The sequence below is a fragment of the Tabrizicola sp. genome (assembly GCF_030694085.1).
In the GTDB taxonomy this organism is placed as follows: Bacteria; Pseudomonadota; Alphaproteobacteria; order Rhodobacterales; family Rhodobacteraceae; genus Tabrizicola.
Map to the genome: position 1 here is coordinate 60,136 of NZ_JAUXZE010000032.1, position 20,330 is coordinate 80,465.

The 20,330-nt window shown below is 66.1% G+C and carries 18 protein-coding genes; 10 read left to right on the forward strand and 8 right to left on the reverse strand.

The window, feature by feature from the left end:
- The first annotated feature begins 68 nt into the window (after positions 1-68).
- Entirely contained in the window at positions 69-401 is a 333-nt protein-coding gene (locus Q8M85_RS04525) for a hypothetical protein (protein WP_305540803.1), read from the forward strand.
- Between the two features lie 82 nt (positions 402-483).
- Positions 484-840 (forward strand): hypothetical protein, encoded by a 357-nt coding sequence (locus Q8M85_RS04530; protein ID WP_305540805.1) that lies wholly within the window; start codon positions 484-486, stop codon positions 838-840.
- 32 nt (positions 841-872) lie between these two features.
- On the opposite strand, the gene uvrA is transcribed toward Q8M85_RS04530, so the two are convergent.
- Entirely contained in the window at positions 873-3,737 is a 2,865-nt protein-coding gene (uvrA, locus tag Q8M85_RS04535) for an excinuclease ABC subunit UvrA (RefSeq protein ID WP_305540808.1), read from the reverse strand.
- 160 nt (positions 3,738-3,897) lie between these two features.
- Here uvrA and Q8M85_RS04540 point away from each other — a divergent pair, with 160 nt between their 5' ends.
- Complete coding sequence (locus Q8M85_RS04540) at positions 3,898-4,257, forward strand: rhodanese-like domain-containing protein (RefSeq protein WP_305540811.1); 360 nt, start codon at positions 3,898-3,900, stop codon at positions 4,255-4,257.
- On the opposite strand, the gene Q8M85_RS04545 is transcribed toward Q8M85_RS04540, so the two are convergent.
- Positions 4,258-5,472 (reverse strand): MFS transporter, encoded by a 1,215-nt coding sequence (locus Q8M85_RS04545; RefSeq protein WP_305540814.1) that lies wholly within the window; start codon positions 5,470-5,472, stop codon positions 4,258-4,260.
- A 163-nt stretch (positions 5,473-5,635) separates the two neighbouring features.
- Between Q8M85_RS04545 and Q8M85_RS04550 the strand changes: the two genes are divergently transcribed.
- Positions 5,636-6,103: a DUF6647 family protein gene (locus tag Q8M85_RS04550; RefSeq protein WP_305540817.1), complete on the forward strand. Its 468-nt coding sequence runs from the start codon at positions 5,636-5,638 to the stop codon at positions 6,101-6,103.
- 1 nt (position 6,104) lies between these two features.
- On the opposite strand, the gene Q8M85_RS04555 is transcribed toward Q8M85_RS04550, so the two are convergent.
- The 4 genes from Q8M85_RS04555 to Q8M85_RS04570 all read right to left on the reverse strand — a co-directional run bounded on the left by Q8M85_RS04555 (position 6,105) and on the right by Q8M85_RS04570 (position 10,047).
- Entirely contained in the window at positions 6,105-6,662 is a 558-nt protein-coding gene (locus tag Q8M85_RS04555; RefSeq protein WP_305540820.1) for a methyltransferase domain-containing protein, read from the reverse strand.
- Positions 6,662-8,059 carry a dihydrolipoyl dehydrogenase gene (lpdA, locus tag Q8M85_RS04560; protein ID WP_305540822.1) on the reverse strand — a complete coding sequence of 466 codons (1,398 nt, stop codon included), beginning with the start codon at positions 8,057-8,059 and terminating at the stop codon, positions 6,662-6,664. Before lpdA ends, Q8M85_RS04555 begins: the two co-directional genes overlap by 1 nt.
- 76 nt (positions 8,060-8,135) lie before the next feature.
- On the reverse strand, positions 8,136-8,735 hold the full coding sequence (locus Q8M85_RS04565; protein WP_305540823.1) for a DUF924 family protein: 600 nt from the start codon (positions 8,733-8,735) through the stop codon (positions 8,136-8,138).
- A gap of 61 nt (positions 8,736-8,796) precedes the next feature.
- Positions 8,797-10,047, reverse strand: coding sequence for an MFS transporter (locus Q8M85_RS04570; protein WP_305540825.1), 1,251 nt, complete (start codon positions 10,045-10,047; stop codon positions 8,797-8,799).
- A gap of 175 nt (positions 10,048-10,222) precedes the next feature.
- On the opposite strand from Q8M85_RS04570, the gene Q8M85_RS04575 reads away from it, so the two are divergent.
- Positions 10,223-10,951, forward strand: coding sequence for a GNAT family N-acetyltransferase (locus Q8M85_RS04575; RefSeq protein WP_305540827.1), 729 nt, complete (start codon positions 10,223-10,225; stop codon positions 10,949-10,951).
- Here the strand turns inward: Q8M85_RS04575 and queA are convergent.
- Entirely contained in the window at positions 10,948-11,988 is a 1,041-nt protein-coding gene (gene queA, locus Q8M85_RS04580; RefSeq protein WP_305540830.1) for a tRNA preQ1(34) S-adenosylmethionine ribosyltransferase-isomerase QueA, read from the reverse strand. The two genes, Q8M85_RS04575 and queA, sit on opposite strands and share 4 nt — an antisense overlap.
- Positions 11,985-15,395 (reverse strand): hypothetical protein, encoded by a 3,411-nt coding sequence (locus Q8M85_RS04585; protein ID WP_305540832.1) that lies wholly within the window; start codon positions 15,393-15,395, stop codon positions 11,985-11,987. The genes queA and Q8M85_RS04585 overlap by 4 nt, the downstream gene beginning before the upstream one ends.
- A gap of 125 nt (positions 15,396-15,520) precedes the next feature.
- Between Q8M85_RS04585 and Q8M85_RS04590 the strand changes: the two genes are divergently transcribed.
- The 5 genes from Q8M85_RS04590 to Q8M85_RS04610 all read left to right on the forward strand — a co-directional run bounded on the left by Q8M85_RS04590 (position 15,521) and on the right by Q8M85_RS04610 (position 20,324).
- Positions 15,521-15,982: a peroxiredoxin gene (locus tag Q8M85_RS04590; protein ID WP_305540835.1), complete on the forward strand. Its 462-nt coding sequence runs from the start codon at positions 15,521-15,523 to the stop codon at positions 15,980-15,982.
- A 71-nt stretch (positions 15,983-16,053) separates the two neighbouring features.
- On the forward strand, positions 16,054-16,869 hold the full coding sequence (locus Q8M85_RS04595; RefSeq protein ID WP_305540838.1) for a ferritin-like domain-containing protein: 816 nt from the start codon (positions 16,054-16,056) through the stop codon (positions 16,867-16,869).
- Between the two features lie 170 nt (positions 16,870-17,039).
- On the forward strand, positions 17,040-18,377 hold the full coding sequence (locus Q8M85_RS04600) for a M23 family metallopeptidase (RefSeq protein ID WP_305540841.1): 1,338 nt from the start codon (positions 17,040-17,042) through the stop codon (positions 18,375-18,377).
- On the forward strand, positions 18,367-18,873 hold the full coding sequence (locus tag Q8M85_RS04605; RefSeq protein WP_305540844.1) for a polymer-forming cytoskeletal protein: 507 nt from the start codon (positions 18,367-18,369) through the stop codon (positions 18,871-18,873). Before Q8M85_RS04600 ends, Q8M85_RS04605 begins: the two co-directional genes overlap by 11 nt.
- 44 nt (positions 18,874-18,917) lie before the next feature.
- Positions 18,918-20,324, forward strand: a complete 1,407-nt coding sequence (locus Q8M85_RS04610) for an MFS transporter (protein ID WP_305540847.1) — start codon at positions 18,918-18,920, stop codon at positions 20,322-20,324.
- Positions 20,325-20,330 lie beyond the last annotated feature (6 nt).

Genomic DNA, 20,330 nt, shown 5'->3' on the forward strand with positions numbered 1-20,330 from the left:
CCCAGGGGAACCGCGCCCGCGCTCCCGCGTTTTCTCGCTGATGCGTCAGCGAGGCCGAAATGCGAGCCATGATCCTTTCCCTTTCCCTGCTCTTCTGCGTGGGGCCTGTGCAGGCCGGACAATGCGGTTCGATCGTTGCGTCCGCCTGCGAACGCCCAGTGGACGACGCTCCTGCCCGGAAAATTCTGCGGGTGAAGCCCACGGTGACGCCCTTTGTCGTCGGCGACAGGTTCCCGGTCGAGACGCGCTCGCTTCTGATGGACCCTGCCCGCTACGATCTGGCGCCCTCGGACGGCAGCTGGCGCTATTACGCGATGGCGGGCGTGGTTTACCGGGTCGATGCAGCCTCAGGTCTGGTGCTGGAGGTGATCCGCACGCGGCGAACTTCGCATCTGCGCTGAAACCTGCCCAGGCACCATGGTCGCGGAACCTCCCGGTGCGCCCGCAGTTTACCTTCTGTAACTGAGCAGAAGGAGGCCAACCATGCCCCGTATCAACACGATCCTCGCCGCCACCGTCGCGGCATTCACGCTGACCGGCGTCCCCGCTTTGGCGGAAACCGTCAAGGGCTGCCCGCCGGGCCTTGCGAAAAAGGACCCGGCCTGCATCCCACCGGGCCAAGTCGGCAAATCCTGGACTCCTGACCGGATCTATGTCGAAGGCGACCGCATCCGCGGCGACTATGTGGTCATTCCGGCGGATGACTGGGACGACTTTTCCCTGACGCCTTATGGCGATGGCACGGTCTACGTCGTGATCGACAACCAGATCGTCCGGGTCCGGGAAAGCAACCTGGTGGTGGTCGAGCCGATTCGCATCCTCGAGAACGTCCTGAACTGAGCGCAGGCGTAGGGTGGGCGATATCGCCCACCCTACTCTGCCGCGATGCGCCGCGGCTTCAACAGGTCCTTGAGGTACCGCCCGGTATGGCTCGCCTCGATCTTCGCAATGTCCTCAGGTGTTCCCACCGCAACGATTTCGCCGCCACCGTCACCGCCCTCGGGGCCGATGTCGATAACCCAGTCGGAGGTCTTGACCACGTCCAGATTGTGCTCGATCACCACCACAGTGTTCCCCTGTTCCACAAGGGAATGAAGCACTTCCAGCAGTTTCCTCACGTCTTCGAAGTGCAGGCCCGTGGTGGGTTCATCAAGGATGTACAGCGTTCGCCCCGTCGCCCGGCGGCTGAGTTCCTTCGACAGCTTGACCCTTTGCGCCTCGCCACCTGAAAGCGTCGTCGCCTGCTGGCCGACCTTGATGTAGCCAAGACCGACTTCGCACAAGGCATCCATCTTCTCGCGGATCGCCGGAACCGCCTGGAAGAAGTCGCGGGCATCTTCGCATGTCATATCAAGAACGTCAGCTATGCTTTTGTTCTTGAACTTTATTTCCAGAGTTTCGCGGTTGTAGCGGTGGCCTTTGCAGGTCTCGCAGGTGACATAGACATCGGGCAGAAAGTTCATCTCGATCTTCAGCACACCATCGCCCTGGCAAGCCTCGCACCGCCCACCCTTGACGTTGAAGCTGAAGCGCCCCGGCCCGTAGCCCCGCGCCTTCGACTCTGGCAGACCGGCGAACCAGTCGCGGATCGGGGTGAAGGCCCCGGTATACGTCGCCGGGTTCGACCGCGGTGTGCGCCCGATGGGCCGCTGGTCGATGTCGATCACCTTGTCGAGGTGTTCGAACCCCTTGATCGTCTCGCAGGGTGCCGGCGTCTCATGCGCGCCGTTCAGGCGCATGGCGGCGGTCTTGAACAGGGTCTCGATGGTGAGGGAGGACTTGCCGCCGCCTGACACGCCGGTCACGCAGACAAACATCCCCAGCGGAAACTCGGCCGTGACGTTCTTGAGGTTGTTTCCCGTTGCACCCACAACGACAAGTTTCTTGCCATTCCCCTTGCGCCGGGTCTTCGGCACCGCGATCTCCCGCGCGCCTGAAAGATACTGGCCGGTCAGGCTGGCCGGATCGGCGGCCACCTGGGCGGGAGTGCCGTGGCTGACCACCATCCCGCCATGCACCCCGGCCCCCGGCCCCATGTCAAAAACGTAGTCCGCTTCTCGGATTGCATCCTCGTCATGTTCCACCACCAGCACGGTGTTGCCGGCATCGCGCAGGTTCTTCAGCGTGGTGAGCAGGCGGTCGTTGTCGCGCTGGTGGAGGCCAATGGAGGGCTCGTCCAGCACATACAGCACGCCGGTCAGCCCGCTACCGATCTGCGAGGCAAGACGAATCCGCTGCGATTCCCCGCCCGAAAGCGTGCCCGCCGCCCGGCTCATCGTCAGGTAGTTCAACCCGACATTCACAAGGAATCCAAGACGTTCGCGGATTTCCTTGAGAATGGCCTTGGCGATTTCGTTCTGCTGTTTGGTCAGCGTTGCCGCCACGCCTTCGATCCAGGCGTAGGCCTCGGTGATTGACATCTGCACCACCTGGCCGACATGCACCGACGCGATCTTGACCGCCAGCGCCTCGGGCTTCAGACGGTAGCCGCCGCAGGCCCCGCAGGCCCGATTCGACTGATACCGCTCCATCTCTTCGCGGCTCCAGGCAGAATCCGTCTCGCGGTAGCGGCGTTCCATGTTGGGGATGATCCCCTCGTAGACCCGCTTGACCTGATAGACTCGCCCGCCCTCGTCATAGCGGAAGTCGATTTCCTCGCCCTTCGACCCGCGCAGGAACAGCTCTTTCACGCTGTCTGGCAGGTCCTTCCACTTGGCCTTCAGGTTGAAGCCGTAGTGTTTGGACAGCGCCTCCATTGTCTGCGTCAGGTAGGGCGACTTCGACTTGGCCCAGGGCGCGATGGCGCCTTGCATCAGGGTCAGGTTCTGGTCGGGAACGACCAGGCGTTCGTCGAAGAACAGCTCCATCCCCAACCCGTCACAGACCGGGCACGCGCCGAAGGGGGCGTTGAAGCTGAACAGGCGCGGCTCGATCTCTGCGATGGTGAAGCCGCTGACCGGGCAGGCGAATTTCTCGGAGTATGTGATGCGGACGGGGTCCGCGCCTTCGGCGACGTCGGCCATTTCGATGACCGCGATCCCGTCCGCCAGATTCAGCGCTGTGCGGAAGCTGTCGGCAAGGCGCGTCTCCAGCCCCTCGCGCACGACGATCCGGTCCACCACCACGTCGATGTTGTGGCGGAACTTCTTGTCCAGCGTCGGCGGTTCCTCCAATTCGTAGAAGGCACCGTTCACCTTGACGCGCTGGAAGCCCTGCTTGCGAAGCTCCAGGAACTCCTTCTTGTACTCGCCCTTCCTGTCCCGGATGATCGGGGCGAGGAGATAGGCCCGCGTCCCCTCCTCCATCGCCATCACGGCGTCCACCATGTCCTGCACCTGCATCGCGGTGATCGGCAGGCCGGTCGCAGGGCTGTAGGGCGTGCCGACGCGGGCGAACAGAAGGCGCAGATAGTCGTAGATCTCGGTCACCGTCCCGACGGTGGACCGCGGGTTCTTCGAGGTCGTCTTCTGTTCTATGGAAATGGCAGGCGACAGGCCCGAGATGTGGTCGACATCCGGCTTGCCCATCATGTCCAGAAACTGCCGGGCATAGGCCGACAGCGATTCGACATAGCGGCGCTGGCCCTCGGCATAGATCGTGTCGAAGGCCAGGCTGGATTTCCCCGATCCCGACAGCCCGGTGATCACCACCAGCTGATCGCGCGGGATCGAGACATCCACGCCTTTCAGGTTGTGTTCGCGCGCACCGCGCACTTCGATGAACTTCTGTTCCGCCATGACCGACCCCAAAGGTGCAGGCGCAAGACATAGGACGGTTTGGCTGAGTCTCCAACCGGAAAAAGTGAACGGAACATGAACATGATCAAAGCGCAAGAAAGGGGCTTCAAATCTTCATCTTCCAAGCTATATAGGTGAAAACCCAAACCCGAGGTGATCCATGCTCAATTTCCTGCGTAGCGGCCAATCTGCCCCCCGCCCTTCCCTGTCGGACGTCCTGCAGCAGGTCTCCGAAGGCAAGATGCTGCTGATCGACGTCCGTGAGGTGGCCGAAGCGAAGGCCTCTGGCATCGCCGAGGGCGCAAGGCTGATTCCGCTGTCGCTTTTGCCGCTGAAATGTGACCCGCGCCAGCCGGGCTGCGAGCTGCCGCAGGGAGTGCCGGTGGCGGTCTACTGCGCCTCGGGCGGGCGGTCGGGAATGGCGGCGGATACCCTGGCAAGGATGGGCTATGGCGAGGTGACGAACCTTGGCGGCCTGCGCGATCTTGCGGCGGGCGGCTGCAAGGTGGTGGCGCTGTAATCAGGCCAGCCGCTCTCGCCGAGCCTTCTGCACCGCGTGGACCGCGATGCCGATGGCGCACAGGGTGAGGGCGGCGACTGCAAGACCCGCCGGTCCGGCGCTGGCCAGCAGCGCCGCCAGGACCGGCGTGCCGGTGGTGGTGCCCAGGTTCCCCAGCTGGGCCACCGCCCCGGCAGCACGAGCGCGATCATCCGCGCTTGCATTGAGTTCCGGGATCGAGGCGAAGCTGGCACCCTGCACGATCCCCAGTGCCGCCGACAGCAGGAAGCCGCCCGCCACCATCCCCGCCCCCTGCCCCCAGAACAGCCACAGCAGCAGGAAGCCGGGCATGGCGACGGCATAGCCGGACTGGACCAGGCGGACCGCGGACATCCGGCCCAGCAGCCTTACCCCCAGAGTCAGTGACACGGCGATCGAGACCAGCGGCATCCCCGCGGCGATCAGGGCGCGGTGAGTCTGGGGCGTTTCGGGTGGCAGCAGGGTCAGGACCGCGACGTACAGGAAGGTATAGCAGCAGAACCCCATCGCAGGCGCGGCCAGGCGGGGGGACAGGTAGATGGCGGCGTGCTGGGCCAGAAGGTTGCCCATCGGCAGCGCAACCCCGCGCGGATCGGGGGGCAGGGTCACCGCAAGGATCGCCGCGAGGGCAGCCATATAGGCGGCATGGCCAAGGAACAGGCCGATGGGCGTGGTGTGCGGGCCGATGAGGGCAAGGATGGTGTAGGTCACGCCGAAAAAGCTGGACCAGAGGGTCATCGCCAGCGGCCTGCGCTGTTCGGGGGCAAGGGCGGCGATCATCGTCGGGCCGACGACGACGATGGCCAGGTGGCTTGCACCCTCGATGATCCGGCTGGCCAGCATCAGGGGGTAGGCGGGCATCAGGGATTGCAGGGCGGACATCGCGGCCCCGGCGGCCAGGGCGGCGACAATGGCGCGGCGCGGGCCGATGCGGGCGACCAGCAATCCGGCGGTCGTGCCGAAGATCAGGCCAACCATCCCGACGATCGAGACGACGAGGCCGAGGGCGACCTCTCCATTCCCGCCGTAGCTGGCGCGAAGGGACTCATAGAGAATCGAGATCTTGCCGAACTGGGCTGCGGCGCCAAGGCCGGCGCACCACAGAAGAAGGACGAGAAACATGGGGGGCAGCGGGCGCATGGGGCAGTCGTAGCGGGAATGGCGGCGGGATGCCAGTGGGGTGTCCACAGTGGACATCTTCGCCTTGCGCTGCGATTTCAACAGCTTGCTCGCGGGCGTTCAGAATTTCTTAACACCTGGTGTTTCCCCAGTCGGCCCGGCTGCAGCGATGTCACAAAACGTGACTACACAGTTTCATGTCAGACTTGCAAAGATCTGATGAAGCTTCAGCATAAGTTTCATGAACCGCCTTTGCGCCGCCCTGCTTTTCGTCCCGGTGCTGCATTGCCCTCCGGCCAGCGCGGCGGACCTGTGCCCGCTGGTGGCCGAGCTGAATCTGGTGTTGGCGGACAGCACCGGCTACCGCGCAATCGCTTGCCCCCGGATCGGGTTCTCGATCCTGGACGGCCAGCCGGGGATGCGCTCGCAAGCCGGGGCCTATTTCCCCGAAACGGGCCGGATCGAGCTGGCCCCGGACCTAGACCTGACCACGGCCTACGGCCAAAGCTTCCTGCTGCACGAGATGGTCCATGCCGCCCAGTTCGCCCACGGCGCGGACAAAGGGGCGCGCTGCCCCGCGGCGCTGGAGGCCGAGGCCTACCGGGTCCAGGCACAGTTCCTGCAAGAAGCCGGGCTGATGCGCGATGCGCTGCTGACCCGGATGCTGGGCGACCAGCTTGGCCAGTGCGGCGCACAACCGGACTACTGAGTCACGCCTTCTGTGCCATCGCCCAGGTGACGACGGGGAAGTCCGGGTCGTTGGTCAGGTCGTCATCGTCGCGCACGTCGGGGGGCCAGGGGACCTCGAGGTTCCGCTGCGCGACATGGCGGTTGCCCCATTGGAAGCTTTGCACCCGGTCCGCCTCGAACCCGCCCTCGATCAGCAGGTTCTTCAAGCCCCGCGCGGTCCAGCGCGAGCAGTCCACCGGGGCACCGTGGAAGGGGGCGAAGAACGGAACGGCGACCCAGAACCAGCCGCCCGAGCGCAGCATCCGGTAAATGTTGCGAGTGGCGGCATAGGGGCGATCCAGATGCTCCCACACCTGGTTCGCCATGATCAGGTCAAAGCGGACAACCTTGCCCGCCTCGTCCAGCATCGGCCCCTTGCAGGGGTCGAACATCCAGCGATTCACGCAACGATATCTGCGAAACGGGAAGGATTGTCCCCATTTGCCTGACAACTCCAGGACGTCCAGCGTTTCAGGGCCAAGACTGGTGATCCAATCCCGGCTTTCCTTCTGCATGACGACCCGGTTCAGCGACCGCATCAGATGTGCAGCGCGCGCCCGTAAGCGTCGAGCACGGCTTCGTGCATCATCTCGGAGAGCGTCGGGTGCGGGAAGACGGTGTTCATCAGGTCTTCTTCCGTGGTCTCAAGGCTGCGCCCGATGACATAGCCCTGGATCAGCTCGGTCACTTCGGCGCCGATCATGTGGGCACCCAGAAGCTCGCCCGTCCTGGCGTCGAAAACAGTTTTCACCAAGCCCTCGGATTCGCCCAGAGCGATGGCCTTGCCGTTGCCGATGAAGGGGAAGCGACCGACCTTGATGTCATAGCCCGCCTCTTTCGCCTTGGCCTCGGTCAGGCCGACGGATGCGACCTGCGGATGACAATAGGTGCAGCCGGCGATCGAGTTTGGCTTGATCGGGTGGGGGTGCTTACCCGCGATCAGTTCGGCGACCATGACGCCTTCATGGCTGGCCTTGTGCGCCAGCCACGGCGCGCCCGCGATGTCGCCGATGGCGTAAAGGCCCTCGACCCCGGTGCGGCAGTATTCGTCGGTGACGACATGGGTGCGGTCGATCTTCACGCCCAAGGCCTCAAGCCCCAGGTTCTCGACGTTGCCGACGATCCCCACGGCGGAGATCACGGTGTCGAAGTCCTGCGTGGTGATCTTGCCGTCCTGTTCGATATGCGCTGTGACGCCCTGCCCCGGCTTGCGGTCCAGCTTCTTGACCGCGGCCTTTTCCAGGATCTTCATCCCCTGCTTCACGAAAGCCTTTTTCGCGAAGGCGCTGATTTCGGCGTCTTCGACCGGCAGGATGCGGTCCATCACCTCGACGACAGTCGTATCGGCGCCCAAGGTATTGAAGAAACTGGCGAATTCGATGCCGATGGCGCCGGAGCCGATGACCAGCAGCTTTTTCGGCATCCGGGTTGCGACAAGCGCGTGCTTGTAGGACCAGACCAGATCGCCGTCCGCCTCCAGCCCCGGCAGTTCCCGTGCACGGGCGCCGGTGGCAAGGACGATGGACTTGGCGGTCAGGGTTTCGGTTCCCTTGTCTGTCTTGACCGACACCGTGCCTTTGGCGGGCAGCGTCGCCGCCCCCATGAAGACGGTGACCTTGTTCTTCTTCATCAGATGGCCGATGCCGCCGGAGAGCTGTTTCGCAACCCCGCGGGACCGCGCGACGACGGCGGGCAGGTCGAAGGAAATGCCGGTCGCGGCCAGGCCGAAGTCCTTGGCGCGGTGCATAAGGTGGAAGACCTCGGCGCTGCGCAGCATGGCCTTGGTCGGGATGCAGCCCCAGTTCAGGCAGATGCCGCCCAGGTGTTCACGCTCGACGATGGCGACCTTGAGGCCAAGCTGGCTTGCACGGATGGCGGCGACGTAGCCCCCCGGTCCGGCACCGATCACGATTACGTCGAAGCTTTGGGCAGCCATCTTTCCCTCCTCCAGAAAAAGTAGTTTGCCATTAAACTATCTGCCAAACCCAAGCAACATTGGTGCTGCTGTGGGCCTATGCGTCAGGCGCATGGCTTTCCTCCTGCTCGGCCTTCAGGCGATTGACCAGGGCGGGATAGGCGCCAGCGTCGAGGAAGGCCTGTTCCTCGGGCGTGGTCATGCGCCCCAGCGCGGCGTTGCGAAACGGGAAGCGGCCAAAGCGGGCGATGATCTCGCGGTGGGCGCGTGCGTGCAGCAGATAATCCGCATCCTCGACCATGCGGGCCGAGTAAAGTTCGACCGACCATTCCTGGTCGGACAGATCCTCGGAGTGTTCGAAAGGCAGGTAGAAGAAGGTGCGTTCGGGTTCGGGCACCGCAATGTCCCAGCCAAGCGCCACGGCGCGGCGGGCGGCGGCGCGGGCGCGGGGGTCGGTGGCGAAGGCGCGCGCCTCGCCGCGGAACATGTTGCGGGGGAACTGGTCGGTGAGCACAAGGTAGGCAAGCGTTCCGGCGGGCCCTTCGACCCAGTGGTCCAGGCCCCCGTCGTGGGCTGCCTGCCAGAGGTCGAGGAAACGGTCACGGCAGGCCGCGTCCACGGCCTCGCCGCCGGTGAACCAGCCCTTCGGGCCGATCTCGGTTATCCAGAAGTCCAGCACCTCGACCGGGTCAGACATGGGGGCCTCCCTGCTTTGGCAAAGCCTTGCAGGGTTCGGGCGGCGCTGCAACCCGAAGATGTCAGGCGGCGTCCTTGCGCGGGGGGTCGTCCTTGGCGGCATCGTCCAGCACCGCTTCGACCGCAAGCGGAGAGGTCCCCAGCGTCACACCGCGGAAGGCGCCCGACACGCTGGGCGCGGCGCGGCGCGTCATGCGGTACAGCGCATAGGCGGCAAGTGCGGCATAGAGCAGGCCGATGAACAGGAAGAAGCCCGGGGGACCGACCTGTTCCATCATCCAGCCGGTCGAGGTCGGGCCGAAGATCGCGCCGAAGCCGTTCAGGAAGATGAGACCGGCCGAGGCGCCCGCCATCTGGTCGCGGGGCAGGAAGTCGTTCGTGTAGGCGATCAGGAGGGCATAGACCGGGTTGGTGATGCCGCCCAGGATCACGGCGATGCCGACCAGGGCGGGGAAGGACAGTGGCAGCACCGCGGCGGCCAGCATCGCCACGGCGGCAGCGGCCGAAAGCCCGGTGATCAGCGTGCGCCGGTCCATTCGGTCCGAGGCCCAGCCGATCGGATATTGCAGGAAAAGCCCGCCGACATACATCGCGCCGACGAAGACCGAGATCTGCCCCAGCGTCAGCCCTTCCTGCGCGCCCCAGACCGAGGCCATGCCGAACATGGCAGAGAAGACGCCTCCGGTCAGCAGCATGCCCACGCAGCCGAGCGGCGAGATGCGGAAGAGGCGGGCAAAGGAGACGCGGCGCGTGCTGTCGAATTCGGGCGCGGGCGTGGGGGCCAGAAGGATCGGCATGAAGGCGAGCGAGACAAGGACAGAGGGCAGGATGAACAGCGCAAAGCCGGTGGGGTCGGGCAGGTTCAGCAGCACCTGGCTGGCGATGATCCCGATCATCTGCACGATCATGTACGCCGACAGCGCCTGGCCCCGCGTCTCGTTCGAGGCGGTGTTGTTGATCCAGCTTTCGGCGGTGATGTAGATGCCGGAAAAGCAGAAGCCCGCCAGCACGCGCAGGGCGGTCCAGACCACCCAGTCGGGGTAGACCGGGTAGATCACCAGGATCGCCGAAATGAGTGATCCAAGCGCGGCAAAGACGCGCACATGGCCGACGCCGCGGATCATCCGGGGCGCGGCCCACGAGCCGAACAGGAACCCCAGGAAGTAGGCGGCCATCACGTAGGAGAGCTGATAGGTGGTGAACCCCTCCAGATTGCCGCGGATACCCAGAAGCGTGCCCTGGATGCCATTGCCGACCATCAGAAGCATGATGCCCATCAGAAGCGGCCAGGAATGGGAGAGGACCTTGAGCATCGTCGTTCCTGCCGCGCCGGAGTTGCGACCTGCCTGCCCGAAGTTTCGGCACAAGGCAAGCGCACGGCATTGTTTTGTCCTGACGTTGGACTGCGGTCGGATTGTATCGGTCACACCTGTTGAAATCGACGGCGGGCCTCCCACCTAAGCCCGAAGCACAACCGGGAGACAGGCAATGACCGACCAGAACGCGCGGACCACCCGCGACCGCTTTGATGGTGTGCTGGATGCCGAAGAGCTGGCCTCGGCCCGGGCCTCGGGCGCCAGGCTGGCCTATTGCCCGTTGCAGCAGGGCTGGGTGCACCATGCAGAGGACGAAGATGACACGGCGCCGCCGCTGTCCTGGCAGATGGGCGTCCTGCGGCTGCACAAGCAGGTCACCGGCACCCCGGTCTATGCCCGGCCCCAGGCGCTGACCCTGCGGGTCTGGGTCGAGGATGATCTGGCAACCTACCGCGCCCTGATGAGCGACCCCAGTCTTTGGACCTTCATGCTGGAAGAACGGCCCGGATCGCTGGACGAGGACACCGCGCGCGCGCTGATCGCCCTGTCGACCGAAGGCACGCACCACAAGGTGCGGGTGGCAAGCGTCGGCGGTCAGCCGGTGGGTCAGGTGCGGTTGGAATACGGCGCGAATTCCGCCGCGGCCGAACTGAGCTACTGGATCGGGGCGGCCCATCGCGGAAAAGGCTACGGCCGGCAGATGGTGCAGCGGTTTCTGGACCGGCTGGCAGTCCGAAAGCCGCACATCACCCGGATCGCCGCCCGCGTCCATCCGCAGAACTTGGCCTCTCAGCGGCTGCTTCTGGCGTGCGGCTTTCAGCCCTGCGACCGCGCCAGCCTGGGCCTTGCGCCACGCGGGAAGGACAAGGGCGACTGGGACGGCTTCGTCTTTACCCGCTAGGCGTCGGGGATCAAGAGCGAGCTGTCACCGTAGCTGAAGAAGCGATAGCCCTCGCGGATGGCATGGGCATAGATGCGGCGGATGCGCTCTTCGCCCATCAGGGCCGAGACCAGCATCATCAGCGTCGACTTCGGCAGATGAAAGTTGGTCATCAGCGCGTCCGTGACCCGGAAGCGGTAACCGGGATAGATGAAGATGTCGGTCTCACCCTCCCACGGGTGCAGGACGCCATCCGCATCCGCCGCACTTTCGATCAGTCTCAGTGCCGTGGTGCCGACCGGGATCACCCGGCCCCCTGCCCGCTTCGTCGCATTGATCTCGGCCGCCGCTGCCGCCGTCACCCGGCCCCATTCGGCATGCATCCGGTGGGTCTTCACGTCCTCGACCTTCACCGGCAGGAAGGTGCCCGCGCCGACATGCAGGGTGACTTCGGTGAAGTCGACGCCCTTCGCGGCCAGCGCCTTCAGCAAGTCCTCGTCAAAGTGAAGGGACGCCGTGGGCGCCGCGACAGCGCCGGAGTGGCGGGCAAAGACGGTCTGGTAATCGGTCCGGTCCTGGTCATCCGCAGCGCGCCTGGCCGCGATGTAAGGCGGCAGCGGCATGACCCCCGCCTTGGCGAGGGCGGTATCGAAGTCCTCGCCCGTCAGGTCGAATGTCAGCGTCAGGCCGGTTTCCGTCTTTTCGGCCACGGTGGCGGAAAGCCGGTCCGAAAAGCGGATCACCTCGCCCACCAGCACTTTGCGCAGGGGCTTTGCGAGGGCACGCCAGCCGACGGCCAGCGGCTCCAGCAGCGTGATCTCGACCTTGGCCACGGCATCCCCGCGCTGGCGGGTGCCGAACAGGCGGGCGGGCAGGACCTTGGTGTTGTTCAGGACCAGCCGGTCGCCGGGGTGGAAGATGTTCATAAGATCAAAGACATGCTTGTCACTGATCCGGTCGCCTTCGGCCAGCAGCAGCCGGGCGGACGTGCGGGGGCGGGCGGGCCGGGTGGCGATCAGCCCCTCGGGCAGGTCGAAGTCGAAATCGGAAAGTTTCATCCGCCCCTCTCGGCGTCTTTCAGGTTGGGCGGGCGTTGGCGGAACAGTTCGCGGAACATGCCGGGCGTCAGCACCGACAGCGGGTTGACCGCGACGTTCGGGTTTTCCGCCGTGCCTGTGACCCGGTAGTTGAAGCCGAAAAGCCCCTCGCCCTTGCGTGTCAGGATCTGCCCCACCCCGTTGACCAGATAGATCGGCGAGATCACCCCCTGCAGGTCGATCACGCCCGAGCCGTTCAGGTAAAGCCCGGCGAAGGAAATGCCAAGCGAGGCGCCGACGGCAGAGCCTTGGGTGATCTCGACCGCCTTCGGGGTCAGGATGAACTTGACCTCGCCGTTGTTGAAAGCCAGTCCCTCGCCGTTCATCTGCTCCAGAAGGCCCACCACCGAGACGGCCGACAGAAGCTCGGCCAGTGCGGGCGCGCCCTGGACGCGCATCCGGGAGAAGGTGGCGGCGCCGTTGTATTCCCCCTCGGGTCCGCGCGGAAACAGCGTCATGTCCAGCGATCCGCCTCGGCCCTTGTCGAAGATGCCCGCCGCCGCCATCACGGCGCCCGCGTTTTCCGACGTGATACGGATGGCACTGCCGCCTTCGGCCGGAGCAACGATGCCTTCGATCAGGGCCATGTCGTTGACGGCGGCGACGAAGCGGCCGTTGAAGCCGCCGCGGCTGCCGAATTCGCCGCGGAAGTCGGTCAGTGCGATGCCTTCGGAAATGCGCAGCCGGTCGAGGCGGACCTTCAGTGGCCCGCCGCCCCCGGCCTCGCCCTGGGAGGCGGGCATGCGGCGCAGATCAAGGCTGCCGCCGGTCACGGCCACATCCGGCGCACCCCGGCCCCGCCCGGTCAGCTTGACCGCCGCATCCAGCCAGTTGCCCGCGACGACCCGGTCGAAGGTGGCGGTTTCCAGCCCCCCGCCCTCGCGCGTGGTGATCCGGCCCCGCGCCTGAAGTCCGGGGGCGTTCAACGTCAGGCGATCGACCACCGGCTCGCGCGACAGCCGGGCTTCCAGGTCGAGAGAGCCGCGCGTGCCCGCCCCCTTGGACCAGCCCAGGGCGTCCAGCCGCAGTCCAAGACCGGTCAGGTTCGAGGTAAGCGTGAGTTGCGGGGCCTCGTCCTTGACCAGCGCCACGTCGATGGCCGCCGGGCCTTCGCCCTTGACCGACCCCGCCGGCAGTTCGATCCCGAAGTCGCGCAGCACGGCGTCCGACAGCATCACCGTCCCATTGACCCGTGCGCGGCCCTTCTGTTCCGGCCCGAAGCCCTGGCGGTAGGTCAGGTCCACCGGCATCAGGTCAAGCTTGCCCTTGCCGGTCAGCTCCAGCCCGTCGGTGTTGACCGCAACCTGGATATCAGGCGCAGTCAGGATGCGGCCTGGAACAAGGGCGGGCGAGGTGAAGTTGCGGATGGTGCCGGCGACGGTGAAGCTGACCTCCTCGATCGGGATGCGCGGCTTCAGCGGCATGATGACGGTGGCGGTCAGATCGGCCCGTCCGTCGCCCAGGTTGTAGGGCTGCCCGGCCTTGGAGAAAAAGCTGAACGGCTCCTGGTCCAGAAGCGACAGGGTGGCGGTCAGGCTGGCCGAGGTGACAAGGTCGACCCTGGCCGTCGCGGGGCGCTGGGTGATGTCAAGGATCTGGAAGACGGTCCCGTCGGCCTCGATCCGTCCGCCCTCGGGGGCGATGACATGACCCTTGTCCAGCGCGACGGTGTAGGTCTTGTTCTCCAGCGTGGCATGGCCGCGACCGTTCAGGATCGGCGGCAGAGTGCGGACGAAGCGGACGTCGGTGTCGGAAAACTCATAGCCAAGAGTGAACTGCGGCTGTCCGCCGGGGACAAGACGAAGCGCGGCCCGCACGTCGGTCAGCACGCCCTGGCCGACGTTGGTGGCGAACCAGGTCCGGGTCAGCGGCACGACCGAGACCGGCCAGACCATCAGAAGCCGCTCAGTCTCGATCCGGTTCAGCGCGACGTCCAGCGCAACCTTCCAGCCGCTTTCGGTCGCCTCGGCCGCACCGGACAGAAGCAGGCGCTCGTCGCCTTCGGCCAGCGCGACCTGGCCGATGTCCAGCCGGAAGGGATTCAGTTTCAGCCGCAGGTCCAGTGCGCCCGTGCCGAAGCGGACGGGCTCCTCGAACAGGCCCTCGGGGTCAAGCATGACTTCCTCGACCGCGATCTGGGCCAGGATGCTGTCCGGCAACGCGCCCGAGGCGAGGGGGCTCCCATCCGAGGCCAGCAGGTCGCCGTGGCCGCTTGCGGTCAGGCGCAGGGACGGACTTTCGACCGAAAGCCCCGAAAGCGCGATCCTTGCGGTGACGGGATCATAGGCCAGCGACAGTGCGGCGCGATCAAAACCGATGGGCCGGGCCCCATCCCCGGGAGCAAGGCTTCCTGCCGCAAGGCCGAGTTCGGCCGTCATGCCCCCGAAATTGCCATCCTGGTTCAGCCTTGCATCCAGCGAACCCGAGATCGGTGCATCGACGAAGCCAAGGAAGGCCAGCGGCGGGGCCATGACCGCCAGGTCCTTGGCGGCGATGGTGTCAACCCGGGCGCGCAGATGCGCGGTCTTTGCGTCCTTGTCCGAAACCAGCGTCAGCACCGTCTGGGCCGGGTTTGCGCGATCCAGCAGCGTCAGGCCCAGCTCGGCCGAAATCGCCGTCTCGCCATTCTGGATCACCAGCCGCCCGTCACCCACCTGCCAGGTCCGTCCCGCCCGGTCATCGGTCAGGACCAGGGTCAGCCCCTCGGCCTCGATGGTGGCAAGCGAAGCCAGCGCGGGGCTGGCAAACGCGGCTTCGACCGCCGTCAGCACTTCGGACGCGCTTTGCGGACCAGCGCTTCGGGTCGCGCCCTCGAACTGAAGGTCGATCCGGCCCGCCGCATCACGCCGCACGGCAAGCCGCGCCCCCGCCAGCCGCACGGCAGAGGGGCGGACCTGGCCCGACAGCAGCGCAAGGGGGTCGAAGGCCACCATCGCCTCGGGCAGCGTCAGAAGCGAGCGGCCGGTCTCGCCGATCAGCCGGATGTCGGTAAGCCGGAAACGCGGCACGAAATCGGCGGCGACCGCCAGTTCCACCGCACCCAGGGATATGGCTGTGCCTTTCGGCAGCCGCGCCTGGGCCAGACCCTCGTTCAGGCGCGCCTCGATTTCGGCCACGCCCCAGGTCGGCACCCGCAGCGTCTTGCCGGTATAGGCGAGCGTCAGGTAGCCGAACCCCAGCGCCAGCACGACCAGCGTCAGGATCACCGTCAGGCTGATCCGCCCCCGGGCCATCTGTGACCTGCGCCGCCGCGGCCGCGCAGGCGCCGGCTCTGGCACCTTGGGATCAGTCAGGAGCAGCGGCTCGGCACGCTCCGGCGCGGCAACGGGCCTGTGCCCGTCTTCCAAGCCCGCCGACTGGTCGTTCATCTAAGTCCGGCGCCCCGCTTACTGCCGCCGCCCCGACCGGAGCGACCGGCGTTTCCCTGCCTTTATCTTTGCGCGAAGGCAACTAGATGCAAAGTCACAAACGTGAACAAGGCAAGGAGCCGCCCATGATTTCCGCAGGTCAGACCGCCCCCGACTTCACCCTGCCGCGTGATGGTGGCGGCACTGTGACCCTTTCGGCCCTGAAGCCGGGCAAGGTGGTCCTGTACTTCTACCCCAAGGACGACACCCCCGGCTGCACGCTGGAAGCGCAGGATTTCAACGCCCGCATGGCCGATTTCGCTGCGGCCGGGACCACGGTGATCGGCCTGTCGAAGGACAGCGTCAAAAGCCACGACAAGTTCTGCAAGAAGCATGGCCTGGGGATCATCCTCGCCTCGGACGAGGCCGGCCACACCTGTGAGGATTACGGCGTCTGGCTGGAGAAAAGCATGTATGGCAAGACCTACATGGGGATTGAACGCACGACAGTCCTGATCGACGGCGCGGGCCAGGTGGCGCGGGTCTGGAACAAGGTCAGCGTGAAGGGCCACGCCGATGAGGTGCTGGCGGCAGCGCAGGCGTTGTGACATAGCGGCGGGCGCAAAATCCTTCGAAGGATTTTGCAGATCCTTTCGAAAAGATTTGCGGAGACCGAGCGATGTCGCAAAGCCTGGCAGACATGGCGGTGGAAGTGCTGACCACCGCCGATGGCCGCGCCAAGACCGCGCTTGGCCGGGCCCATGCCGCTACCTGGTTCGCTGCGCGCGCGGCAGGCCGGCCCTTGCCCATCGGCCGGGCCGAGCCACCCCTGCGCCCGGCCCGCCCGGCGCGACCCGAGCTTCTGTCCCCGAAGGACGTCCCCCGCCGCCGCCCCGGCAGCCCCGAGGGACGGATCGCCCTTCTGCATGCCGTGGCCCATATCGAGCTGAACGCCGTCGACCTGCACTGGGACATCATCGCTCGCTTCACCGACCACCCGATGCCCCTTGGCTTCTACGACGACTGGGTGAAGGCCGCCGACGACGAAGCCAAGCATTTCAACCTGATCTGCGACTGTCTTGCCGTGATGGGCAGCCACTACGGCGCACTGCCGGCCCATGCCGGGATGTGGCGTGCCGCCGAGGATACCGTGGGCGATCTGCACGGCCGGCTTGCCGTCGTGCCGATGGTGCTGGAAGCCCGTGGGCTGGACGTGACCCCCGCCATGATCGAGGTCTTCCGCAAGCACGGCGAAACTCAGGCCCTGGCCGCTCTGGAAGTGATCTATGCCGAAGAAGTGGCGCACGTGGCCTATGGGTCCAAGTGGTTCAACTGGCTTTGCGGGCGGGACGGCAGCGACCCCAGGGAGGTGTTCCACACCCTTGTCCGCCGCTATTTCCACGGCGCGCTGAAGCCCCCCTTCAACGAGGCAAAGCGGGCGGACGCCGGTCTGCCGCCCGACTTTTACTGGCCTCTTGTGGAAGATGCGGGTTAGTCGGCGGTTTCTTGCCGATAAACCCTATGTCCCGCGCGGAAAAACTCTGCATGTGGTCAAAATTGTTGCGGGTCTGAAACAGCGTGGCTAATCAGGTCCGAACCCGGGGACAGCTGCCTTGGGGTGACCTAGTGAAGCCGCTGCCAAGGCTATGAACGGATGACCTCAACGTGCTGAATCGCCTCGCCTATCGCGTCCACCAAAGCCTTGAGCGGCACTTTCCCGAACAGCGGCTCTTTCTGAAATCCGACACCGAGACCCGGTTCATCCGGCTGCGACCCGCGACGCAGATCATCGCGCTGGTCGGCGGGACCCTGGCGCTGGCCTGGACCATCGTCGCCACCGCGCTGATCATGATGGACAGTATCGGGGCCGGGTCGGCGCGGGAACAGTCGATGCGCCAGCAGGCGCTTTACGAGGAACGGCTGAACGCGTTGTCGTCCGACCGCGACCTGCGCGCAGAGGAAGCCGCCCGTGCGCAGGAACGCTTCAACATCGCGCTGACCCAGGTCTCCGGGATGCAGGAGCGGCTTCTGGCCTCGGAGGACCGCCGCCGCGAGTTGGAGACCGGGATCGAAGCAATCCAGAACACCTTGCGCGAAACGATCAAGGAGCGTGACACCGCCCGGGCCGAGGCCGAGCGGGTCACGCTGGCGCTGAATGCCCAGTCCGGCGGCGCGACCGAGCTTGGCCGGGCTGGGGACACCCTTGCGACGCTGGAATTCCTGACCGGCGCCCTTGGCGAAGCGGCCGAAGAGCGCAACGAGGTCCTGGCCGAGGCCGAGGCCGCACGCGAGGAAGTCCAGGTCATCGCCGATGCGAAAGAGGCACTGGAACTGCGCAACGATGCGATCTTCACCAAGCTGGAAGAGGCGCTGACCGTCTCGGTCGAGCCCCTGGACAAGATGTTCCGCGAAGCCGGAATGTCGCCTGACGACCTGATCGGCGCCGTCCGCGAGGGCTATTCCGGCCAGGGCGGCCCGCTGACACCGATCTCGTTCTCGACCTCGGGTGCCGCGCCATCCGCCGAAGAACTGCGGGCGAATGCGATCCTTACCGGGCTGGACCGGATGAACATGTACCGCATCGCCGCGTTCAAGCTTCCCTTCGCCATGCCGGTCAAGGACAGCTTCCGCTGGACCAGTGGATTCGGCTACCGCCGTGACCCCAAGGGTGCGGGCACCCGGATGCACGAGGGCACCGACATGGCCGGGTCCTACGGCACGCCGATCTTGGCCACCGCCGACGGGGTCGTGGTCCACGCCGGCTGGGACAACGGCTATGGCCGCCTGGTCAAGATCAAGCACGATTTCGGCGTCGAGACGCGCTATGCCCACCTCAGCCAGATCCGGGTCGAAGTCGGCCAAAGGGTCTCGCGCGGGGACCGGATCGGTGATATGGGCAATTCAGGCCGTTCCACCGGCACGCATCTCCACTACGAGGTCCGCCTCGGCGGTGACGCCGTAAACCCGATGACCTTCATAAAGGCAGCGAAGAATGTTTTCTAAGAGCCGCATCAACGAGCCGGGCCCGAAGGCCGAGGTCGAGAAGCCCAAAACCCCGGAGACCCCGATGACCAAGCCCAGCATGGATTTCACCCCCTCTGCGCCGAAGGGCAAGGCGGCGGCTTCGGTGCTGTCCTCCGATCTCACCGTCGTGGGCAACCTGCGCACCACGGGTGACATCCAGGTCGAAGGCACCGTTGAGGGCGACATCCGCGCGCATCTTCTGACCGTCGGCGAAAGCGCCACCATCCGTGGCGAGATCGTGGCCGATGACATCGTCGTCAACGGCCGGGTCATCGGTCGCGTCCGGGGCCTGAAGGTCCGCCTGACCTCGACCGCCCGCGTCGAAGGCGACATCATCCACAAGACCATCGCCATCGAATCGGGCGCCCATTTCGAGGGCTCGGTCCAGCGCCAGGAAGATCCGTTGGCGAATGGCCGCGGCCCCGGTGGTGCGGTCCGTCTGGACACGCCCGTCCCCGCGACCGACGCCGAATAAGCCATCCGACCATGACCATTGCGCGGGCATCGGAGGGCACTCCGGTGCCCGTTTCCTTCTGTGCCGAGGCCGACCAGGGGATCATTCTCTGGGCGGCGATCCTGGCCTCGTCGATGGGATTCATCGACAGCTCGGTCACGTCGATCGCCCTGCCCGCCATGCGCGAGGCGCTGGGGGCGTCGCTCCCCCAGGCGCAGTGGATCAACGCGTCCTACCTTTTGGCAGTGTCCGCCTTGGTGCTGGTCGGCGGGGCGATGGGCGACCGTTTCGGGATCGCGCGGATCTTCTCGCTGGGCATTTTCGTTTTCGTGGCGGGGTCGCTGGCCTGTGCCTTTGCCCTGACACCGGAACAGATGATCGCCGCCCGCGCCGCCAAGGGGGTCGGGGCGGCGATGATGGTGCCGGGGTCGATGGCGATGATCTCGCGGGCCTATCCGCGCGCCGAACGCGGCCGGGCGCTGGGGCTCTGGGCCGCCGCCTCGACCCTGACGACGGCGCTGGGGCCGGTGCTGGGCGGCATGTTCGTCACCTGGGGCGGCGAGCTTGGCTGGCGGATGATCTTCGCGCTGAACCTGCCCCTGGGCCTGGTCGCGCTGTGGCTGGTCCGGGGCCGGACGCCGGGGGACATCGGCAAGCCGGGTGTGCGGGTGGACCTGCCCGGCGCAGGGTTGGCGACGCTGGGCCTGGGACTGATGGCCTGGGCGCTGACCGACGCCGCTGTCCCGGCCTGGGTCGCGCTGGCCGCCATTGCCAGCCTTGCGGCCTTCCTGGCCTGGGAGGCCGTCGCCCCTGCCCCGATGCTGCGGCTGGGCCTTTTCCGTAACCGCACGCTGGCGGTGACGAATGTGGTGACCTTTATCCTTTATTTCGCCTTGAACGGGGTGATGTTCTACCTGCCGATGACCGCCGTCACGGCCTGGGGCGTCACCGCGCTGGAGGTGACGGCGGCCTTCCTGCCGATCTCGATCCTGATCGGTCTGCTGTCCGCGCCCGCAGGCCGGATGGCCGACCGTTTCGGCGCGGGGCCGCTGATGGCCGCAGGCTCGGCCCTGGTCGCCTGCGCCTATGCGGGCCTTTGGCTTGCCGCGCCAACGGGCCAGTTCTGGGCCCATGTCGTGCCCCTGACCGCGCTGGCAGGCCTGGGCCTTGGGCTTGTCGTCGCGCCCCTGACGGCGGCGGCGATGCAGGGTGCCGAGGATGGCGAACAGGGTGCGGCCTCGGGGATCAACAACGCGGTGGCACGGGTCGCCGGGCTGATCGCGGTGGTATTGCTGGGCCGGGTTGCCGCCACAGCCTACGGGCCGGGTGCGCCGGGCTTCGGCGTCACCGGCGACAGCGCCCAGCATCTTGCCGCGACCGGGGCTGCCTTCGGCACAGTGGCGTTGGCTGCAAGCCTGATGGCCGCGCTGGCGGCAGTGCTGGCGCTGATGGTCGCGCGTCCGGCCCACTAAGGGCTT

Excerpts from the sequence above, each read along its gene's own strand:
- Q8M85_RS04525 (WP_305540803.1), top strand. The coding sequence starts at position 69 with ATGATCCTTTCCCTTTCCCTGCTCTTCTGCGTGGGGCCTGTGCAGGCC.
- Q8M85_RS04530 (WP_305540805.1), top strand. The coding sequence starts at position 484 with ATGCCCCGTATCAACACGATCCTCGCCGCCACCGTCGCGGCATTCACG.
- uvrA (WP_305540808.1), bottom strand. The coding sequence starts at position 3,737 with ATGGCGGAACAGAAGTTCATCGAAGTGCGCGGTGCGCGCGAACACAAC.
- Q8M85_RS04540 (WP_305540811.1), top strand. The coding sequence starts at position 3,898 with ATGCTCAATTTCCTGCGTAGCGGCCAATCTGCCCCCCGCCCTTCCCTG.
- Q8M85_RS04545 (WP_305540814.1), bottom strand. The coding sequence starts at position 5,472 with ATGTCCACTGTGGACACCCCACTGGCATCCCGCCGCCATTCCCGCTAC.
- Q8M85_RS04550 (WP_305540817.1), top strand. The coding sequence starts at position 5,636 with ATGAACCGCCTTTGCGCCGCCCTGCTTTTCGTCCCGGTGCTGCATTGC.
- Q8M85_RS04555 (WP_305540820.1), bottom strand. The coding sequence starts at position 6,662 with ATGCGGTCGCTGAACCGGGTCGTCATGCAGAAGGAAAGCCGGGATTGG.
- lpdA (WP_305540822.1), bottom strand. The coding sequence starts at position 8,059 with ATGGCTGCCCAAAGCTTCGACGTAATCGTGATCGGTGCCGGACCGGGG.
- Q8M85_RS04565 (WP_305540823.1), bottom strand. The coding sequence starts at position 8,735 with ATGTCTGACCCGGTCGAGGTGCTGGACTTCTGGATAACCGAGATCGGC.
- Q8M85_RS04570 (WP_305540825.1), bottom strand. The coding sequence starts at position 10,047 with ATGCTCAAGGTCCTCTCCCATTCCTGGCCGCTTCTGATGGGCATCATG.
- Q8M85_RS04575 (WP_305540827.1), top strand. The coding sequence starts at position 10,223 with ATGACCGACCAGAACGCGCGGACCACCCGCGACCGCTTTGATGGTGTG.
- queA (WP_305540830.1), bottom strand. The coding sequence starts at position 11,988 with ATGAAACTTTCCGATTTCGACTTCGACCTGCCCGAGGGGCTGATCGCC.
- Q8M85_RS04585 (WP_305540832.1), bottom strand. The coding sequence starts at position 15,395 with ATGAACGACCAGTCGGCGGGCTTGGAAGACGGGCACAGGCCCGTTGCC.
- Q8M85_RS04590 (WP_305540835.1), top strand. The coding sequence starts at position 15,521 with ATGATTTCCGCAGGTCAGACCGCCCCCGACTTCACCCTGCCGCGTGAT.
- Q8M85_RS04595 (WP_305540838.1), top strand. The coding sequence starts at position 16,054 with ATGTCGCAAAGCCTGGCAGACATGGCGGTGGAAGTGCTGACCACCGCC.
- Q8M85_RS04605 (WP_305540844.1), top strand. The coding sequence starts at position 18,367 with ATGTTTTCTAAGAGCCGCATCAACGAGCCGGGCCCGAAGGCCGAGGTC.